Source organism: Pseudomonas trivialis (assembly GCF_036864995.1).
Taxonomy (GTDB): Bacteria; Pseudomonadota; Gammaproteobacteria; order Pseudomonadales; family Pseudomonadaceae; genus Aquipseudomonas; species Aquipseudomonas trivialis.
Map to the genome: position 1 here is coordinate 5,254,641 of NZ_CP142151.1, position 18,988 is coordinate 5,273,628.

Here is an 18,988-nt window from a genome sequence, read left to right on the forward strand (position 1 = left end):
ATCTCAGGGGGAAATACGAAGTAACACTATTGTTCAGCTTTAACCGATTGGACTCAAGCTTATTTGGCAGCGCCGCAACCCCCTGTGGGAGGGGGCTTGCTCCCTCCCGCAGGTTGATCTGTGTTTAGTGCACGTTATGCCGTGGCGCGGTGCAGGCTGGCGAGGAAGCCTGCCGCCCCCACGAACAGCCCGGCGAACGTGCGGTTCACACGCTTCTGCTGCGTGGGCGTGCGCAACAGGCGCAGGACTTTGGAGGCCAGCCCGGTATAACCGGCCATCACGATCATGTCGACGCTGATCATGGTCGCGCCGATGATCAGGTACTGGATCGCCAGCGGCGCCTGCGGATTCACGAACTGCGGCAACACCGCCAGCATGAACACCAAGGCCTTGGGGTTGCTGGCATTGACCAGGAAACCGCGAAACATCATGGCCATCGGCTTGCCGATCTGGCGCGGAGTGGCATCATCGGTGAGGTCCATGGGCAAGGCGCGCCATTGCTTGATGGCTAGGTACACGAGATACGCCACGCCAAACCATTTGATCGCATAGAACGCGGTGGACGACGTCGCCAGAATGGCACCCAGGCCCCCCGCCACCACGGCAATCTGCATCGCCAGGCCCAGTTGCAGGCCAATGGCGTTCCAGTAGCCACGCGCAAAACCGTATTGCAGGCCGCTGGACATCGAGGCGATAGCGCCCGCGCCAGGGGACAGGGAGATGATCCAACTGGCGAGGAAAAACGCCAGCCATGTATCGAGTGCCATTGCACACCTCAAGGGGGAGTTTGCTGTTGTGCCCTAAGCTAACGCCGCCGAATGAAGGCTGGCTATCAGTTTTTTACAGCGGCGAGATATTGCCGGGCCAGCGCCGCACCGAACGCTGGAAGAACAGGCTGTTGGGCACCTGCACAATGGCACTGTTGGTGCCGGCCTCTTCCACTTCGATCAACGTGGTGTAAAGCAGGTTGATCGCGACCACGCGCCCCTTAACGCCGGGCTTGTCGACGGTGTCCACCAGCTCGACGATATCACCCAGGCGAAACGGCCCGACGGTAAAGATCAAAATCGCGCACAGCAGGTTGGACAACACCGACCACATGGCGAAGAACGCCACCGCCGCCACCGCCACGAACCCTGACAACGCCGTCCACAGCACAGTGGCGGACACGCCCAGGCGACCCAGCACGAAGATCAGCGCACTGCCCATGATCAGCCAGCGCAGCCCTCCGCGCAGGGGCATCAGCAACTGGGGCGGGAACGGGTAACGCTCACCCAGGCGAGTCAGGCCCTTGGCAACGAAGCGCTGGGCAAAATAGCCGGCCAGCAGAATGAGCAGAATCTGCACACCGATCCAGATCGGCGCCACCCATTGCGCCGGCAGCGGCAGTTGCAGCGCTTCCATCAGGACAGCGCCTCCAGCTCCGCTTGCAGGGATTCCAGCAGTTCGAGGGCTTCCATCCAGGTTTCCTCCAACTGGCCTTCACGCACCTTGAGTCTGGCCTGCTCGGCCAGCAGGTCGCGCAATTCATCCTTGCGTGCGGTCTCGTACACGGCGCTGTCACCCAGGCTGGCTTCGATGCTGGCCAGACGCTCGTGCACCTTGCCCAGTTCGGCTTCCAGCTTGTCGGCTTCGCGCTTGTGCGGCGCCAACTGCTGGCGCAAGGCGGCGGCGGCCTGGCGCTGGGCCTTCTTATCGGTCTTGTCCGGGTTGACCGGCGTGTTGCTGGCCGGCGCGTTGCGCAGACGGTAATCGGTCAGCCAGCGCGCGTAGTCATCCAGGTCGCCATCGAACTCTTCGACTTTGCCATCAGCCACCAGCAGGAAGTTGTCGGTGGTGCTCTTGAGCAAGTGACGATCGTGAGACACCACCAGAACCGCGCCGCTGAACTCCTGCAGGGCCATTGTCAGCGCAAGGCGCATTTCCAGGTCCAGGTGGTTGGTCGGTTCGTCGAGCAGCAGCAGGTTCGGCCGGTCCCAGGCGATCAAGGCCAGGGCCAGGCGGGCCTTTTCGCCGCCGGAAAAATTCAGCACCGGCTCATCGATGCGCGCGCCACGGAAGTCGAAACCGCCGAGGAAATCGCGCAGGACCTGCTCACGTTCGGTCGGTGCCAGGCGCTGCAGGTGCAGCAACGGGCTGGCCTTGGAATCGAGCGAGTCGAGCTGGTGCTGGGCGAAGTAGCCCACCACGGTGTTTTCGCCGCGGGTGAGGCGGCCGGCCAGCGGCGAGAGCTCACCGGACAGGTTCTTGATCAGCGTCGACTTGCCCGCGCCATTGGGGCCGAGCAAACCAATGCGCGCACCCGGCGTAAGCTGCAGCCGGACCTTCTCCAGGATGGTCTTGTCGCCGTAACCCAGGCGCGCATCCGAAAGGTCCAGCAACGGGCTGGAGATTTTCACCGACTCGCGGAACACGAAGTCGAACGGCGAATCCACGTGGGCCGCCGACAGTTCTTCCATGCGCTCCAGGGCCTTGATCCGGCTCTGGGCCTGACGGGCCTTGGTGGCCTGGGCCTTGAACCTTGCGATGTAGCTTTCCATGTGCGCACGCTGCGCCTGTTGTTTCTCGAACGCCTGTTGCTGCTGGGCCAGGCGCTCGGCGCGCGCGCGTTCGAACGCGGTGTAGCCGCCACGGTAGAGGGTGATTTTCTTCTGTTCGACGTGGGCGATGTTGTCGACCACGGCGTCGAGGAAATCCCGGTCGTGGGAAATCAGCAGCAAGGTGCCCTGGTAGTTCTTGAGGAAGTCTTCCAGCCACAGGATCGCATCGAGGTCCAGGTGGTTGGTCGGCTCATCGAGCAGCAACAGATCGGAGGGGCACATCAGCGCCTGGGCCAGGTTCAGGCGCATGCGCCAGCCGCCGGAGAAGTCGGCGACCGGGCGGTCCATCTGTTCGTTGGCAAACCCCAGGCCGGCGAGCATTTTGCGCGCGCGGGCGTCGGCGGTGTAGCCATCGGCGCTGTCCAGCTCAGCGTGCAGGCGGGCCTGAGCGGCGCCATCCTGGGCTTTCTCGGCCTCGGCGAGGTCGTGTTGCACCTGACGCAGACGCAGGTCGCCATCGAGCACGTAGTCGATCGCGATGCGGTCCAGGGTGTCGATCTCCTGGCGCATATGGGCGATGCGCCAGTCGGTCGGCAGCAGGCAGTCCCCGGAATCCGGGGTCAGCTCACCGAGCAACAAGGCGAACAACGTGGATTTGCCGGCGCCATTGGCACCGATCAGGCCGGCTTTGTGACCGGCGTGCAGGGTCAGCTCGGCGTCTTCAAGAAGACGTTGCGGGCCACGCTGTAATGTTAGGCTTTGAAGTCGGATCATAATGGCGGCGGAGTCTACCAGCTTCGTTGGCCGCTGGCTTGGGTGTGAATATGTGCGCTGACCTGTGGAGCTTTGCCCTCTCGACCTACGCCCGTCCCGGCGTCGAAGCAGCGTGCCTGCGCTTGCAGGAAAATGGCGCGGATGTGTGCCTGTTGCTGTGCGGCGCCTGGCTGGAGGCGCGGGGCGTAGCGCCGAAGGCCGAACGTCTGGAGGCATTGCAGCAGCTTGCTCGTCCGTGGCGCGAACAGGTTGTCGAGCCGCTGCGAGAGCTACGCGTGCAATGGCGTGAATTGGCGCAGCAGGAGGGTCAACTGGAGACGTTACGCACGGGGGTCAAGGCGCTGGAATTGGAAGCGGAACGGGCGCTGCTGACTCGACTGGAACAACGGGCGCAGGGCTGGCCGCAGGATGAGGCGAAGGGTCACTACGGATGGCTTGAAGGCCTGGCGACCGAAGTCGCCAACCTTGACCACAACGCGCTCCAGCAACTGCGCGTCGTGGTTGCCAGCACTTAGGAAGCGCTGGTTGGCGTGGTGCTTGGTGCTGCCGGTGCAGAGGTGCTGCTGGCCGGTGCGGTTGGAGCGGTGGATGCTGTCGAAGTAGCGGTCGATGCAGCAAGCTTGGCCGGTGCTGGTTTTGCAGCAGCAGGTTTAGCGGCTGGCTTGGCAGCCGGTTTTGCGGCAGCAGGTTTAGCGGCTGGCTTGGCGGCCGGTTTTGCAGCAGCAGGTTTAGCGGCTGGCTTGGCGGCTGGTTTTGCGGCAGCTGTTTTAGCGGCTGGTTTTGCAGCAGCTGGTTTTGCGGCAGCTGTTTTAGCAACTGGCTTGGCAGTTGGTTTGGCAGCAGCTGTCTTGGCAACTGGCTTGGCAGCTGGTTTGGCAGCAGCTGTTTTAGCAACTGGCTTGGCAGCTGGTTTTGCAGCGGCTGTCTTGGCAACTGGCTTGGCAGCAGGTTTCGCAGCGGCTGTCTTGGCAACTGGCTTGGCAGCAGGTTTCGCAGCAGCCGTTTTGGCAACTGGCTTGGCAGCGGCTTTAGCCGGAGCCTTCGCTGCAACGGCCTTGCTCGCAGGCTTTTTAGCCGTGCTTGCCGCGACCGCTTTGGCTGGCGTACGCGCGCCCAGGGCCTTGGCGACGGCTTCTTTCACACGACCAACGCCCTGGGCCAGTTTCAGGCTTTCCTGAGCGTCTTTTTTCAGTTGGGAAATATACGTGCGGGTCTCAGACTGGCGATCTTTGAGAGCGTCCAGCAAGTCTTCGAGTTCCTTGACTGCGTCTTTGGCCTTGGCTTGTGCCTTGGACTTGCCGGCAGTGGCGGCGTCTTGCAGTTTGGTGCGGGATTTGTGCAGCTTTTCCTGCGCTTTGCCGCGTTGTTTTTCCAGTTTGGCGAGCAGTTTTTCTGCATCGGCCAAGGCCTGGGCACAAGCGCTTTCCAGATGTTCGAGCAGGCTGCCCGACAGTTGTTGGAGCAAATGCAACGGGGTATTAACAGGCTTCTGTTTGGCCGACATGGTTTACCTCCTGACTGACGTGGGTGCGGCTCATACTAGCCCTCTGCTCTTACCGCCGCTAGCGCATGTTGACAGTATCGATTGACTTGCGTTGCGCCCTGCGAAAATTCTTATCGGCCTGACCGGAATCCACGACACTTTTTACCCTTCCACACTGGCATAATCCGTCGCACTTTCGGCGGGAGCAAGCCTATGTCGCGTTACCTTTTTCTTGTGCTTGGCTTGGTTGTCTGCATTGCTGACGCGAGCGAACAATCGCCGTCCAGCGCTGCTACCCAGGACCAGCATGACCTCGCGTACAGCCTGGGCGCCAGTCTTGGTGAACGGCTGCGCCAGGAAGTCCCCGACCTGCAGATCCAGGCCCTGATCGACGGGCTTAAACAAGCCTATCAAGGCAAGCCGTTGGCGCTGGACAGCGCGCGTATCGAAAAACTGCTTGCCCAGCACGAGGCACAGACTGAGACCGAGGCGCAGGCGCCCCAAAGTGAAAAGGCACTGGCCGCCGAGCAACACTTTCTCGCCAGGGAAAAAGCCGCGCCTGGTGTGCGCGAATTGGCCGATGGAATCCTGCTCACGGAGCTGACGCCGGGGACCGGCAACAAGCCGGCAGCCAGCGATCAGGTTCAAGTCAAATACGTGGGTCGGTTGCCGGACGGCACGGTGTTCGATCAGAGCACGCAACCGCAGTGGTTTCGCCTGGACAGCGTGATCAGCGGCTGGCGCAGCGCGTTGCAGCAGATGCCGGTGGGCGCAAAATGGCGCCTGGTGATTCCATCGGCGCAGGCCTATGGCGCAGACGGCGCGGGTGAGTTGATCCCGCCCTACACACCGCTGGTGTTTGAGATCGAATTGCTGGGCACGCGTCATTGAGCCAAAAAAAACGGTGCGACATGCGCACCGTTTTTTGTACCGCCAAGGGTCAGGCCTGGGTAACAGCCTCGTCCTTGTGAGCGTTGTGCAGCACTTCGATCAGGCAATCTTCCAGTTCGAAACGCTCATGCAACAGTGCACCCAACTCTTTGAATTTTTCAGCAACACATTTGCCCGCATCACACAGGTCGTTGAAGGCAACAAGCTTCTCAGTGATCGCGTCGAGGCGAGGATAAAGCGTATCTGCCAGCTCCAACCCACGCTCATCACCGAAGGCTTCTGCTTCCTTGGTCAATTGATCGTAGACACCGAAATGGCCGGCTGACACGTAGTCCATCAGCACACCGCAGAAGTCCTGCAACAATTCGCCGTTCTCGACCAGCGCTTCGGGCTTGGCGCCAAGCGCATCGAAGGACCGAATCAGTTCGTGACGCGCCTTCAACCAGCTGTCTATCAGCTTGTGCACCCCACCCCAGCGTTCCTGGGCATTCCGGCAACTTTCCAACATGATGATCTCTCTTCCCTAGGGGATGCGTTCGCCTTGTGCCGCGCAACACTCAACGGTGAAGCGCCAGCCGCGCAAAGCTGCAACTGACAATCGGTTTCAATGACGCGTGCGGGCCAGATTATGCCCGCACGACTATGGCTTCAAGGTACGCAGGACAGAAAGTTCATACAAGCGTTTAATCCCGTCCTACGAACGGCCCTCCACAGTCATTGCCTCGCAACGGCCGCTCGGCGACCGAACAACAGCGGTGAAAACTGCAGGATGCCCAGTATCAGCATCGCCACGAAAAACAGCAGGCTCCACTCGGGAAGGCTCAGGTCAAACAGCGTCCAGTTGATCTCGACGCAATCGACGGTGCCCCTGAACGTCAGTTGCAGCGCCTGCCAGGGCGACAGGTTTTCAATCATGTATTGCAGGTTCGGCCAGCAGTCGCCGGTCTGCTCCGGCGCGGCATTCTGCAACAGCACCTGGCGCACAGCGGTAACGGCGCCGAGTAATGCGCAGCCCATGCTCGCCAGACCATAAAAGTAGCTGGCCGAACGTTTTTTTGGATTATGAAGGGCGGCAACCAGATTGATCAGCATGAAGGTCGCCAGCAGAATGCGTTGCACCTGGCACAGGAAACAAGGCCGTAGCAACGCGCCGTACTCAAGATAAAAAGACGCACCCAACGTCAGCGCACCGGCCACGAAGGCCAGAAGAAACAAGGAGCGTGAAGGGGCCAAAGACATTGTTATCCGTACCGCAAGAGATAGGTCGTTACGGTAGAGGAAAGTCCTGCCGCCTTTCAATACGCGCAGGGGCAGACAATTCCGCGAGAACACAGGGATATGCCGTCAGACCCTGGATGACTTCAAGAAGCTGTCAGTAGGAATTTACTACACGGCGACCTGAACCCAGGTTTTACGCGGCAATCAGTGGTTTGACCCTCAGAATCGTCCGAGCCAACCCACATCACTTTTCCTACTTCAAACCCGTACGGGCACCGGCAAGGGAGACGCCAGAAGCCGGCTGTCCAACAAGCCCAGGCCTTCCTGGAACAACTGGTTGCTGCGCTCGGTATCGCCCAATTGAGCCAACAGGCGTGCCAGTTCAGCACAGGCCTCAGGATTGCGCTGCACCTGCAGGCTGCTTTCCAGGTAGTCACGCGCCTTGCCCCACAGACTGTTCTGCAGGCACAGGCGACCCAGGGTCAGCAACAGGCTGGCATCGCCGGGGTGGTCCTTGAGCCAACCCTCGGCAAATTTCAGCTGCCGCGCCGGATCGCTGCCGCGCAGCAAACCGTAGAGTCGGATCAGGTGACTGTCGTAGCCGCGCTTGATAGCACCGCGCAGGGCTTCCTCGGCTTGCGCATCCGCCCCCAATTGGCGCAGTTGCTCAGCGTAGGCCAGTACCAGTTGCGGCTCCTGACGCTGTGCGGATGTCAGTTGCTGCCAAGCCCTCTCCAGCGACTGCAACCCCGCTTCGCCCTGTTCTTCGCGCTGTACGGCAAGACCGAGATTTTCACCCCAGGCGCGGCGCTCCAGTTCAGCCAGCTCGGCGGCAGGCAGCACCTTGTCCTTGCGCAACTCGGGCAGCAATCGGATCACCGACGACCAATCGCCACGCTGCTGATGCAGACGTTGCAACTGGCGCAGCACCTGCGCGTTGTGAGGATGACGAGCATGCATGGCCTGCAGGGTGGTCAACGCGCCGTCGGTATCACCGCGATCCATCTGCAACTGTGCATGGCTCAAGGCGACCGCCAGTTCGGCCTGGGGCTGACGCTCCAGCGCGCGCTCCAACAGGCTGTCGCACTCCTCATAACGCCCTTGCTCGTTGGCAGCGCGGGCGGCGCCGAGGTAGTACAGCAATGGCTGACGCTCAGCCTCGGCAGCGCGGTGCAGATGGCGCTCGGCGCTGGCCCAGCGGCCTTCGGCAAGGTCCATCTGGCCTTGTTCGATTGCGATCTGCACGCGACGGCTGCGATTGCGCCGCGACCACGGGTTGACCACGCCACCGGAGGTCATCACCAGACTCAGCAGTACCCGCAGCAGGTAGATCACCAGGCCGATCACAAAGATCGCGACCAGCGTCGCCCAAAGGCTCGACTCGTAATGCAGCAGGTGCGGATAGGTAATCAGCACGTAGCCGGTATGTTTCGAAATGCCCACGGCCAGAGCCAGGGCAATGGCAATCGCCAGCACCAGGATCACATAGAAACGCTTCATCGGCTCTACTCCTGGGTCGCCGGCTTGCTCGCCGACGCCTTGGCCTCATCGGCAGACAAATGACGACGCTCGAGGTAGGCCTGCACAGCAGCCAGGCTCGCGGCCAGGTCCGGCGTCACCACCGAAACGGCCTTGGGCTCAAGCTCGGCGATACGTGCCAGCATGGCCTTGCTCTGCGGATTGTCCTGATTGAAGTTGTCCTGCAACACGCTGCGCGCCTCACCCAGCGAGCGGCTGTACACCGCCGATTCGCCATTGAGCGCCGCCCACTGCGCCTGCTCCAGGGCCAGGCTCAGGGCCAGGCGCACCTGGTTCAGGCCCTGGCCTGCCAGCAATGGGCGAATCGTGTCATCAGGGTTGAAGTTGATGCGGAAGTAACGGGAAACCTGTTCCCACCACTGGCTCAGGCGGTTTTGCGTATCGTCGGTAGGGCGCCCCTGGGAGGCGGGCTCGGTGAGTGAGTACTCCGGCGCGATAGCCGACAGCTGCACCACCTGATCACGCAGTGCCGCCAATTGCAGGTACAACCCGGTGCGGTCCGGCTGCTCGGTGCTGCGCAGTGCCGCCAGGCTCTTGGCCAATTGTTCACGGGCGGCGTAGGCACCCGGATCGCTCTGCTCACGAAGGATCTCGTCGGCACCCTGGACCAGCGACTGGGCACTGTTGATGTCCTGCAGGGCGGAGAGGCGCAGGCTCGCCAGACGGATCAGGTGCTCGGCCTCAGCCAGACGCCAATCCTTGCGGCTGGCGCCGAGTACGGTTTCCAGGCGCTGGTTCAGCCGCTGCTGGTCACCCTGCAATTGGGCAACCAGGCGCCGACGCTCTTCCAGTTCATCCGCAGCCGGCAGTTGCGCCAGGCGCGCGGCCAACTGCTGCTGGCTCTGCTTGAGGCTCTGGGACTGGTCGTCGAGGGTCTGCACCTGGCCCAACTGTTGCTGGCTGCTGGCTTGCAGTGCACGCACCTGCCACACCCCCCAACCGCCAACGGCAACGCCTGCGGCGCCGAGCAGCAAGGCGACGATTGCCAGGCCATTACCACGGCGTGGCGCGGTAACCGGTGTCTCGACCGGCGCATCGAGCGCGGGCTGAGTCTCATCTTTAGGCAAGGCTGTTTCGCTCACGTATCCGTCCTTTGCGTATCAGAGAGTGGGAACGGGATAACTCCGTAACGCCACTAACAAAGCCGCGGCACTCGCACCGCGACAATCCACAACTTTTTCTGCGCCGGCAGCCTGCGCCATCTCACAGACTCGCGGGCTGGGCACGAACAATGGCAACTGTGCCACCAGCGGCCAATCAGCGCCCGCCAGGGCCTGCAGGTGTGTAAAACCCTGCCCACTGCTGACCACCAGCCCGTTCAAGCGTTCCAACTGGATGCGTTGTACCAGCACCCGCGAATCATAGGTCGGAAGAAAACGCCGATACAATTCCAGATAGTCGACACTAGCACCTCTGGCGCGCAAACACTGCGCAAGCAACTCCCGTCCGCCTTCGCCGCGCAGGATCAGCACCCTTGCACCGGGACGTGCGACGGCCTCATGCAGAGCGGGCAAGGCAAGCAACGCCTCACTGTCATCGCCGGTTTGCGGACAGTGAACCTTGAGGCCCTGATCGGCCAATACCTGCGCCGTCGCGGCCCCCACGCTGAACCACGGCACTTGCCGCCAATGGGGCTCCATGTGTTGCAGGGCAGTGCGTGCGGCCGGCTTGCTCACCACGATGACTGCGCAATAGCGGCCCAGGTCACGGAACACTGCCTGCTGCTCGGGGGTGACGGGCAACGGTTCGATGTCCAGCAAGGGCAGGCTGCTGCTGAAAACACCGGCGTCGGCCAGCGACGCCGCCAGGGCCGTCGACTCCTCGGCCGGCCGCGTCAGCAGCACCCGCCAGCCGCTCACTGCGGTCCGGCCTCGCCGTACACTTTTTGCAGAATGGCGCCGGCGCCTTTTTCCAGCAATGCTTCGGCCACCTGAATGCCCAGCGCCGTCGCTTCACTCTGTGGCCCGCGCGTCTCGGCGGTGAGCAGCAAACCACCGTCCGGGTCGCCAACCAGCCCGCGCAGCCACAGGTTTTCGCCCTCGAGCACCGCGTAGCAGGCAATCGGCACCTGGCAGCCACCGTTGAGGTGTTTGTTCAGGGCGCGCTCGGCGGTGACCCGCACCTCGGTATCCTGGTGATCCAGCGGCTTGAGCAGCGCGTGGATTTCACTGTCGACGGTGCGGCATTCGATGCCTACCGCGCCCTGCCCGCCAGCGGGCAAGCTGTCTTCGACGCTGATCGCCGAGGTGATACGGTCTTCAAAGCCCAGGCGGATCAAACCGGCGGCGGCCAGGATGATCGCGTCATATTCACCGGCATCCAGCTTGGTCAGGCGGGTGTTGACGTTGCCACGCAGAAAGCGGATTTGCAGGTCCGGGCGACGCGTGAGCAACTGCGCCTGACGGCGCAGGCTCGACGTGCCGACAATACTGCCAAGGGGCAGCTCATCCAGGGATGCGTAAGTATTGGACACAAAGGCATCACGCGGGTCTTCACGCTCGCAGATACAAAAAGGCCCAGGCCTTCAGGGAAGTCCATGGGCACATCTTTCATCGAGTGCACGGCGATGTCGGCGTGGTTCTCCAGCAGTGCGGTTTCCAGTTCCTTGACGAACAGACCCTTGCCGCCAATCTTGGACAGTGGCGAGTCGAGCAGCTTGTCGCCGCGACTGACCATGGGCACCAGGCTCACCTTGAGGCCCGGATGGGCCAGCTCAAGGCGGGCCTTGACGTATTCGGCCTGCCACAAGGCCAGGGCACTTTTACGGGTGGCGATGCGGATTTCGCGAAGAGACATTGAACGATCCGTACTGGGTAGATACGGCAGATAATAACAGCTCAGGCCAGTGCGCCTTGACTTGAATCAGCACGGGCAGCACCCCATCCGTGGGGCTAAAGCTGCTGCATCATCTTGCGCACGCCGGCGACATGGCGCCGACTCACGATCAACGCATCGCCATTGAGCCCTTTGAGGAACAACTGAAAGTGTCCCAGCGGCGTGCGCTGCAAACGCTCGATACGCTCACGGGCCACCAGCGCATTGCGATGGATGCGCACGAAGCGCTCGCCGAACTCATCCTCAAGCGCCTTGAGCGGCTCGTCGAGCAAGACTTCGCCGGCCTCGTGACGCAAGGTCACGTACTTGTGATCAGCAATAAAATAGACCACCTGGTCCAGTGGGATAAGCTCGATGCCTTTACGGGTACGCGCGCTGATATGGCTGCGCGGCCCGTTACCGCTTTGGGCAGCAGGCTGAGTCAGGGCGGCCAGTTGCAGGCGGTTGGGGCGCTCGGCTTTTTTCAGGGCCTTGAGCAGACCTTCGCCGGCCACAGGTTTGGTCAGAAAGCTCACACCGCTGTCTTCCAGGGTCTGCGCAGAAAACTCTTCCTCGGCCGCACACAGCACCACCGCCGGAGGTGATTCGCGCTCGCTCAGGCGGGCCGCGACTTGCAGGCCATCAAGGCCCGGCATGCGGATATCGAGCAGCACCACATCGGGCTTGAGACTGTCGATCAGCGTCAACGCCTCTTCGCCGGTGGTGGCACTCGGTTCCAGGACTGTATAACCCTCGAGCTCTTTGACCAGACGGCTCAGACGCTCGCGGGCTTGGGGTTCGTCATCAACGATCAGGACATTCATATTGCGCTGGATTCCTGCGTGAGTCTCGCACAAGGATAGCGTAGACAGGTGCGGTGACTTGCGTCACAGCGATCCACGCTAAGACTGGTACGAACGGCAAAAAGTGCCCCGGCAGCGGCACCCATGTTTACCCGGACCTGTTCACTAGCGCCCAGGACCTGCTGCCTCCGGGCATCTTCGTAGGGTTTGCTGATACACAATCCGAATACCCCCTTTTTCAATGGACAGTCAGCCTCTGACCGCATTACCCGACTTTGGTGCGTTCATACACTGTCAGTCCAACTGTAGACGCTCGCCAGAACGATATTGCTCAATCGTCAAATATCGTATCAATAAGCCCGCGCTTCCAGTCTCGTCCCGGACGCGGCCGGCGGCAAGGCGCTTGGCCATCTCTGGCACAAATAAATTGCCGATCACCCGCAGCAGCGCCTCCAAGGGCAACCCTGTTATTATCGGCGCCACATTCCATGCCTCTTTCAAGCAGACCACGAGCGAATCCATGAGCACCGACAAGACCAACCAGTCCTGGGGCGGCCGCTTCAGTGAACCCGTCGACGCCTTCGTCGCCCGCTTCACCGCCTCCGTTAATTTCGACCAGCGCCTGTACCGCCACGACATCATGGGCTCCATTGCCCACGCCACGATGCTGGCCAAGGTCGGCGTGCTGACCGATGCCGAGCGCGACAGCATCATCGACGGTCTGACCACCATTGGCGGTGAAATCGAAGCCGGCACGTTCGACTGGCGCGTCGATCTGGAAGACGTGCACATGAACATCGAGGCGCGCCTTACGGATCGCATCGGTGTAACCGGCAAAAAACTGCACACCGGCCGCAGCCGTAACGACCAGGTGGCCACCGATATCCGCCTGTGGCTGCGTGACGAAATCGACCTGATCCTGGCTGAAATCACCCGCCTGCAAAAGGGTCTCCTGGAGCAGGCCGAGCGTGAATCGGACACCATCATGCCCGGTTTCACTCACCTGCAGACCGCGCAGCCAGTGACTTTCGGCCATCATTTGCTGGCCTGGTTCGAAATGCTCAGCCGCGACTACGAGCGCCTGGTGGACTGCCGCAAGCGCGCCAACCGCATGCCCCTGGGCAGCGCCGCACTGGCCGGCACCACGTACCCGATCGACCGCGAATACACCGCGCAACTCCTAGGCTTTGATGCCGTGGGCGGCAACTCCCTGGACGGCGTGTCGGACCGTGACTTCGCCATCGAATTCTGCGCTGCCGCCAGCATCGCCATGATGCACCTGTCGCGGTTCTCCGAAGAGCTGGTGCTGTGGACCAGCGCGCAATTCCAGTTCATCGACCTGCCGGACCGCTTCTGCACCGGCAGCTCGATCATGCCGCAAAAGAAAAACCCCGACGTGCCCGAGCTGGTTCGCGGCAAGAGCGGCCGCGTATTCGGCGCGCTGATGGGCCTGCTGACCCTGATGAAAGGCCAGCCGCTGGCCTACAACAAGGACAACCAGGAAGACAAGGAACCGCTGTTCGACGCCGCCGACACCCTGCGCGACTCGCTGCGCGCGTTCGCCGACATGATCCCGGCGATCAAGCCCAAACACGCGATCATGCGTGAAGCGGCCTTGCGTGGTTTCTCCACCGCGACAGACCTGGCCGACTACCTGGTGCGCCGTGGCCTGCCGTTCCGCGACTGCCACGAAATCGTCGGGCATGCCGTGAAGTACGGCGTGGACAGCGGCAAGGACCTGGCAGAAATGAGCCTGGAAGAACTGCGCCAGTTCAGCGACCAGATCGAGCAGGACGTGTTCGCCGTACTGACCCTGGAAGGCTCGGTGAATGCCCGCAACCACATCGGCGGCACTGCACCGGCACAGGTGAAAGCTGCGGTCGCGCGCGGCCAGGCATTGCTCGCCAGCCGCTGAAACCATTGCAGGCAAGCAGCTCCCCCTCTGGAATGCATTCCAACTGTGGGAGGGGCTTGCTCCCGATAGCGCAAAGTCAGCCAACACATGTGCTGACTGACATACTGCTATCGGGAGCACGCCCCCTCTCAAATTGGCTTACTTTTTCGCCGCAATCATCGCCCGAAACGCGGGCATCGCCGCCTGCCGGTCCGCCTCGACCTTCCGTGCGTTCGGCATGTCATTCAAACGCTCGAGCAACGCCCTCGCCTTCGGCAACTCAGCCAGCAAATCCAGGCCAAACAACTTCTCGCCCACGCCACACGCCAGGTTCAAGCTGTACATGAAGTACAGGTCGGCAATCGTGAAGCTCTCCCCCGCCACATACGGCGCAAACTTGCCGTGACGCCCCAGGGAACCAACGCCCAACAGTAACTCGGCGCGGGATTTTTCCTTGATCGCCTCCGGCACCGACAGGCCAAAAAATGCCTCGGCGAAACACGCGCGGGCGGGCAACTCGATGTACAGCTCGATTTCCCGGCACAGCGCCAGCACCTGGGCCCGCGCGAAGGGGTCGCCCGGCAGCAACGCCGGTCCTTCCTGGGTTTGCTCGATGTATTCGAGGATCACACTGGTTTCGTTGATGAAGCCCTGTTTCACCTCCAGCACCGGCACCTTGCCGCGCGGGCTGACCATCAGGGTTTCCTGAGTTTGCCCGGCATAAAAAGGCACCTCTTCAAAGGGCAGTCCCTTTTCCAGCAGCGCCAGCTTGACCATGTTGTAGTAGTTGCTGACCGAAAATCCGTAAAGCTTGAGCATCGCAAAGCCTCCAGGCCGTGTGCGGGGTTGGCTGCAAGCGTTATAGATCCTCGCGACCTGCCTGACCAGCAGCATCACCCACCTGAATGGAGGTAGACTGGCGCCCTTTCCTTGAGGAGCCTGCCATGAGCGAGCCAACCGACATCGACAGCGACGAAGAAGAATTCACTGAAAACACGCTGATCCAAGCGATCGAAAACCAGATCGAAAGCGACAACCCGCCGGCTGCCAAAGCCGTGTTCAACAAGCTGACGCTGGTGGGTTACGAGCGCGAAGACATCCTGAATTTGATGGCCCATGTGCTGGCGTTCGAGATCGACGCGATGCTCGACGAAGACCGCGCCTTCGATACCGACTGGTACGAAACAGCGTTGCGGGCGCTGCCTGAACTGCCGCCGGAAAAGGAATAGCCCCGGCACGCAGCAACACGCTGGACAGTTCGGCAAAGTGCGTTCACCTTATGGCCTGCTAGCCTCTAATAAATTTAGAACGTCTGGAGTCCTTATGTCGTATACCCCTGAGTTGGTTGCCGAACTGGAAATCCTTGCACTCTTCAACCTGGACAGCTCCCAGGAAGGCCTGAAAGTCCATCAGACCGCCGCCCCCACTGCCGTTGCCGCCGCCAGGCGCCTGTTTGACAAAGAACTGATTACCCAGCCCGATGGTGGCTATCTGACCAGCCTTGGTCGCGATGCTGCCGAACACGCCCAAGGGCTGCTGACCATCCTGAGCACCGCCCAAAAAGAAGCCGCCTGACACCTGATACCGCCCATGGAGTCCGCTGCCTGCGGATTCCGCGGGCGTTACTGTGGGTGAGCGAAAAATTCCGGCACTAAACACCACTCCCCTCTAAAACTCCTGCGCATCTGACTGTAGACTCCTACACGGCCGCCCGCGTCGGGCTCTGCGAGCCAACGAGTTCGACATGACCCGCACCCATGAAATACGCCCTGACTTGGACGAGGGCATCGACCGCAAGGTGCTGGCCCAACTGCGTGGGCGTTTCATGGCGCTCAACGAAGGTCGCATGGCCCGTGCCGTCGAAGGGCTGACGCCGCGCCAGCACAGCGTATTGACGCTGCTGCCACTGTTTTTCCACGTCAACCATCCGCTGTTGCCCGGCTACGTATCGGGCAGCACGCCGGCCGGGCTGTCGAATTTCGAACCCGATGCCCAGGCCCTGGCCGAAGCCCAGCGGCTGACCCGCTCGTTCTCCTACAAGCCGCGCCCCGGCAACCAGCCCAGGCCGATCCACGGCCTGTTTCTGATGGGCAGCCTGGGCACTCTGGCCCAGGCGGACCAGAGCGACATGGACGTGTGGGTGTGTCATGCCGCAGACCTTGGCGACACCGAACTGGCCGAACTGCGTAAAAAATGCCAGTTGCTGGAGGCCTGGGCGCTGACCCTGGGCGCCGAGGCGCATTTCTTCCTGATCGAGCCGACGCGGTTTGTGCTGGGGGAGCGCGATACGCAACTGAGTTCCGACGATTGCGGCACCACTCAGCACTACCTGCTGCTGGACGAGTTCTACCGCACCGCCATCTGGCTGGCCGGTCGCACCCCGATCTGGTGGCTGGTGCCGGTGTACGAAGAATCGCGATATGCCGAGTTCACCCACACGCTGATTTCCAAGCGTTTTATCCGCGCCGATGAAACCCTCGACCTCGGCCACCTGGCACGCATTCCCCCGGGCGAATTCATTGGCGCCGGGCTCTGGCAACTGTTCAAAGGCATCGAGTCCCCCTACAAGTCGCTGCTCAAGCTGTTGCTGACCGAGGTCTACGCCAGCGAACACCCGAACGTGGACTGCCTGAGCCTGCGCTTCAAACGCGCCGTGTTCGCCGACCGTATGGACCTGGATGAGCTGGATCCATACATCGTGGTGTACCGCCGTATCGAGGAATACCTCAACGCGCGCAACGAACCCGAGCGCCTGGAGCTGGTGCGACGTGCGCTGTACCTGAAGGTCAACTGCAAGCTCAGCGCCGGCCAGCGCACCGCCAGTTGGCAACGCTTGCTGCTCGAGCGCCTGGCCGATGAGTGGGGCTGGGACCCGCGCCAGCTGGCCCTGCTGGACAGCCGCAGCCAGTGGAAAGTGCGCCAGGTAGCGGCCGAGCGCCGCGCTCTGGTCAACGAGCTCAATTACAGCTACCGGTTCCTGACCCAGTTCGCACGCACCGAACAGACCGTCAGCCTGATCAACCGGCGCGACCTCAATGTACTGGGACGGCGCTTGTACGCAGCGTTCGAGCGCAAGGCCGGCAAGGTCGAATTCATCAACCCCGGCATTGCCCCGGACTTGGCCGAAGACACGCTGACGCTGGTGCAGTCGCCCAACCGCAAGGAGCCCGACCAACACCACTGGGGCCTGTACAACGGCAGCCTCACCGCCCTGGAGTGGGAGCACTTTGCACCGATCAAGCGCAGCCGCGACCTGCTCGAAATGCTCACCTGGTGCCACCGCAACGGCGTGATCGACAGCAGCACACGCCTGGCCCTGCACCCGGGCACCAGCGACATGACCGAGTTCGAACTGTTCAACCTGCTGGGCAGCCTGCAGCAAACCCTCCCCCTGCCCTTGCCCAGCGTCGATGAAACCCGCCTGCTGCGCTCGGCGGTGCCCGACGAGGTGTTGCTGCTGATCAACGTCGGCGTCGACCCGCTCAAGCACCACCGCGACCTGAATATCCTGATGACCACCGAGCGTACCGACTCCCTGAGTTACTCCGGCGTGCGCGACAACCTGGTACTGACCCTGGACCAGGTCACCCTCAACAGCTGGAACGAGGTGATGGTCAGCCGTTACGACGGTCCCCACGCGCTGCTCGATTGCCTGCGCGACTACCTCAACCAGTTGCCTCTCGATCATCTGCCGCGCCTGCGCGTGCGCTGCTTCTGCCACAACCGTGCGCCGTTCATTGCCCAGCGCGTGGAGGAGATTTTCGACACCGCGCAACACTTGATGCTGGGGCAATCCAACCACCGTTACCTGCTGCAGGTACAACAGCACTACCACGTAATGGAATTGACGCCTGGCCAGGCCAACCATGTGTCGCTGCCGACTCAGCAAGCGCTGATCGCCTACCTCGGCGAAGAACTGGCCAGTTACAGCCCGTGGCACTTGGATGCCATGGCCCTGGAAGATCACGACCTGGCGCTGTTGCTGCCGATGGGCCTGGCCGATTGCGTGCAGGTGTTCTACCGGGTCAATGAAGGCTTCGCCGAGCTGTATGTGCTGGATGAGTTCAACGCGCTCTGGCAACAGCGCTTGCCGTTTCACGACGAGCAGAGCCTGCTGGCGCCGTTGCAGCGTTTTCTGCAATCGATCATCTATCGGCGTGACGCGTTATCGCCGCTGGATCCACTGCAACCGCAGGGCGCAGTCCACGTCCTGTATTACCAACTGCTGCCTTCGGGCAGCAACCGTGCGCGCGGGGTCGAGCCGCGTCCGGCGCCTTCGACGCCGGCCAACAAGTCCTTTTATGAGGTGCAGGCAATCATCGCCAGGGCGGCGCCAGGCCAGGTGGGCATTACCCTGTACTGCAATCAGCGGGAGTTTTGCGAACTGGAATTCGGCGACCAGCTGTTCACCGTGGTCGCCCGGGAAATCGTCGGGCAACGCCGGGAAACCGAGCGCTACCGCTGCTACATCACCGACCTCGACCTGTCCGGCCTGCTCGGTGATGTGCAAAGTCCGAGCAACCTGTACCTGCGCTACAAGGCCGAACTGGAAGTGTCGCTGAACGAGGCGCTCAGCCAGATTTAAAGCGGAAAGGCGCCGCCGTCCTTTGGCTGGCCTTCGACGTTGAGCAGCTCCAGCTTGAGGGTCTTGCCGCCGGGCGCCGGCCAGTCGATGTGCTGGCCAACCTGCAGGCCGAGCAGCGCGCTGCCGACCGGCGCCAGGATCGAAACCTTGCCTTCATCGGCATTCGCGTGCTTCGGGTACACCAGAGTCAGGTGGTAATCCTTGCCGCTGCCTTGCTCGCGGCAATGCACGCTGGAGTTCATGGTCACGACACCCGCAGGCACTTCATCGTGGCCAACCACCTCTTCGGCGCGGTCGAGTTCGGCTTGCAACGCTTCGACACCGGGAAACTCGTCGCCCAGGCGGTCGATCAGTTGCTCCAGACGCTGCACGTCAAGACGGGTGAGGATGATGGAAGGTGCGGTGGTCATGATTCAGGCAGACTCCTTTTTCTGCACAAAAAGCAAA

The 18,988-nt window shown here is 61.8% G+C and carries 19 protein-coding genes and 1 pseudogene; 6 read left to right on the forward strand and 14 right to left on the reverse strand.

Translation table 11 applies throughout. From position 1 onward, the window contains the following. Nucleotides 1-134: 134 nt before the first annotated feature. From VRB54_RS23385 to VRB54_RS23395, 3 genes are all read right to left on the reverse strand, one after another. On the reverse strand, nt 135-767 hold the full coding sequence (locus tag VRB54_RS23385) for a LysE family transporter (protein ID WP_209986263.1): 633 nt from the start codon (nt 765-767) through the stop codon (nt 135-137). Nucleotides 768-840: 73 nt separating this feature from the next. Continuing rightward, a complete protein-coding gene (locus VRB54_RS23390) occupies nt 841-1,404 on the reverse strand; it encodes a mechanosensitive ion channel family protein (protein WP_057006403.1) in 564 nt (187 codons plus the stop codon). Beyond that, nucleotides 1,404-3,314, reverse strand: coding sequence for an ATP-binding cassette domain-containing protein (locus VRB54_RS23395; protein ID WP_338478923.1), 1,911 nt, complete (start codon nt 3,312-3,314; stop codon nt 1,404-1,406). The genes VRB54_RS23390 and VRB54_RS23395 overlap by 1 nt, the downstream gene beginning before the upstream one ends. A 50-nt stretch (nt 3,315-3,364) precedes the next feature. On the opposite strand from VRB54_RS23395, the gene VRB54_RS23400 reads away from it, so the two are divergent. After that, nucleotides 3,365-3,829 (forward strand): TIGR02444 family protein, encoded by a 465-nt coding sequence (locus tag VRB54_RS23400; protein WP_338478924.1) that lies wholly within the window; start codon nt 3,365-3,367, stop codon nt 3,827-3,829. Here the strand turns inward: VRB54_RS23400 and VRB54_RS23405 are convergent. After that, the gene (locus tag VRB54_RS23405) at nt 3,826-4,818 is read right to left on the reverse strand and encodes an AlgP family protein (protein ID WP_338478925.1); all 993 of its coding nucleotides are present in this window, start codon (nt 4,816-4,818) and stop codon (nt 3,826-3,828) included. The two genes, VRB54_RS23400 and VRB54_RS23405, sit on opposite strands and share 4 nt — an antisense overlap. 192 nt (nt 4,819-5,010) lie before the next feature. On the opposite strand from VRB54_RS23405, the gene VRB54_RS23410 reads away from it, so the two are divergent. Beyond that, entirely contained in the window at nt 5,011-5,688 is a 678-nt protein-coding gene (locus tag VRB54_RS23410; RefSeq protein ID WP_338478926.1) for an FKBP-type peptidyl-prolyl cis-trans isomerase, read from the forward strand. Between the two features lie 49 nt (nt 5,689-5,737). Here VRB54_RS23410 and rsd read toward each other — a convergent pair whose 3' ends face one another. From rsd to VRB54_RS23450, 8 genes and pseudogenes are all read right to left on the reverse strand, one after another. Next, on the reverse strand, nt 5,738-6,196 hold the full coding sequence (gene rsd / locus VRB54_RS23415) for a sigma D regulator (protein WP_338478927.1): 459 nt from the start codon (nt 6,194-6,196) through the stop codon (nt 5,738-5,740). A 206-nt stretch (nt 6,197-6,402) separates the two neighbouring features. Next, nucleotides 6,403-6,927: a disulfide bond formation protein B gene (locus VRB54_RS23420; protein WP_338478928.1), complete on the reverse strand. Its 525-nt coding sequence runs from the start codon at nt 6,925-6,927 to the stop codon at nt 6,403-6,405. Nucleotides 6,928-7,164: 237 nt separating this feature from the next. Further along, the gene (locus VRB54_RS23425) at nt 7,165-8,406 is read right to left on the reverse strand and encodes a heme biosynthesis protein HemY (RefSeq protein ID WP_338478929.1); all 1,242 of its coding nucleotides are present in this window, start codon (nt 8,404-8,406) and stop codon (nt 7,165-7,167) included. Between the two features lie 5 nt (nt 8,407-8,411). Continuing rightward, entirely contained in the window at nt 8,412-9,527 is a 1,116-nt protein-coding gene (locus VRB54_RS23430) for a uroporphyrinogen-III C-methyltransferase (RefSeq protein ID WP_338478930.1), read from the reverse strand. Nucleotides 9,528-9,545: 18 nt separating this feature from the next. Continuing rightward, the gene (locus VRB54_RS23435) at nt 9,546-10,304 is read right to left on the reverse strand and encodes a uroporphyrinogen-III synthase (RefSeq protein ID WP_338478931.1); all 759 of its coding nucleotides are present in this window, start codon (nt 10,302-10,304) and stop codon (nt 9,546-9,548) included. Next, a pseudogene (hemC, locus tag VRB54_RS23440) lies at nt 10,301-11,241 on the reverse strand (hydroxymethylbilane synthase). The gene VRB54_RS23435 and the pseudogene hemC overlap by 4 nt, the downstream one beginning before the upstream one ends. Nucleotides 11,242-11,336: 95 nt before the next feature. Further along, nucleotides 11,337-12,083: a LytR/AlgR family response regulator transcription factor gene (locus VRB54_RS23445; RefSeq protein ID WP_209986288.1), complete on the reverse strand. Its 747-nt coding sequence runs from the start codon at nt 12,081-12,083 to the stop codon at nt 11,337-11,339. Nucleotides 12,084-12,356: 273 nt separating this feature from the next. Continuing rightward, nucleotides 12,357-12,596 carry a hypothetical protein gene (locus VRB54_RS23450; protein WP_338478933.1) on the reverse strand — a complete coding sequence of 80 codons (240 nt, stop codon included), beginning with the start codon at nt 12,594-12,596 and terminating at the stop codon, nt 12,357-12,359. Here VRB54_RS23450 and argH point away from each other — a divergent pair. Then, a complete protein-coding gene (gene argH / locus VRB54_RS23455) occupies nt 12,583-13,977 on the forward strand; it encodes an argininosuccinate lyase (RefSeq protein WP_057006391.1) in 1,395 nt (464 codons plus the stop codon). The genes VRB54_RS23450 and argH overlap by 14 nt on opposite strands. A 138-nt stretch (nt 13,978-14,115) precedes the next feature. Here argH and VRB54_RS23460 read toward each other — a convergent pair whose 3' ends face one another. Next, a complete protein-coding gene (locus tag VRB54_RS23460) occupies nt 14,116-14,775 on the reverse strand; it encodes a glutathione S-transferase (RefSeq protein WP_338478934.1) in 660 nt (219 codons plus the stop codon). 125 nt (nt 14,776-14,900) lie between these two features. On the opposite strand from VRB54_RS23460, the gene VRB54_RS23465 reads away from it, so the two are divergent. From VRB54_RS23465 to VRB54_RS23475, 3 genes are all read left to right on the forward strand, one after another. After that, entirely contained in the window at nt 14,901-15,185 is a 285-nt protein-coding gene (locus tag VRB54_RS23465; RefSeq protein ID WP_338478935.1) for a hypothetical protein, read from the forward strand. A 94-nt stretch (nt 15,186-15,279) separates the two neighbouring features. Beyond that, a complete protein-coding gene (locus VRB54_RS23470; RefSeq protein ID WP_003231553.1) occupies nt 15,280-15,531 on the forward strand; it encodes a TIGR02647 family protein in 252 nt (83 codons plus the stop codon). A 169-nt stretch (nt 15,532-15,700) separates the two neighbouring features. Beyond that, nucleotides 15,701-18,541, forward strand: a complete 2,841-nt coding sequence (locus VRB54_RS23475; RefSeq protein ID WP_338478936.1) for a class I adenylate cyclase — start codon at nt 15,701-15,703, stop codon at nt 18,539-18,541. Here the strand turns inward: VRB54_RS23475 and rnk are convergent. Further along, nucleotides 18,538-18,951 (reverse strand): nucleoside diphosphate kinase regulator, encoded by a 414-nt coding sequence (rnk, locus tag VRB54_RS23480; RefSeq protein WP_003231557.1) that lies wholly within the window; start codon nt 18,949-18,951, stop codon nt 18,538-18,540. The two genes, VRB54_RS23475 and rnk, sit on opposite strands and share 4 nt — an antisense overlap. Nucleotides 18,952-18,988: the final 37 nt, after the last annotated feature.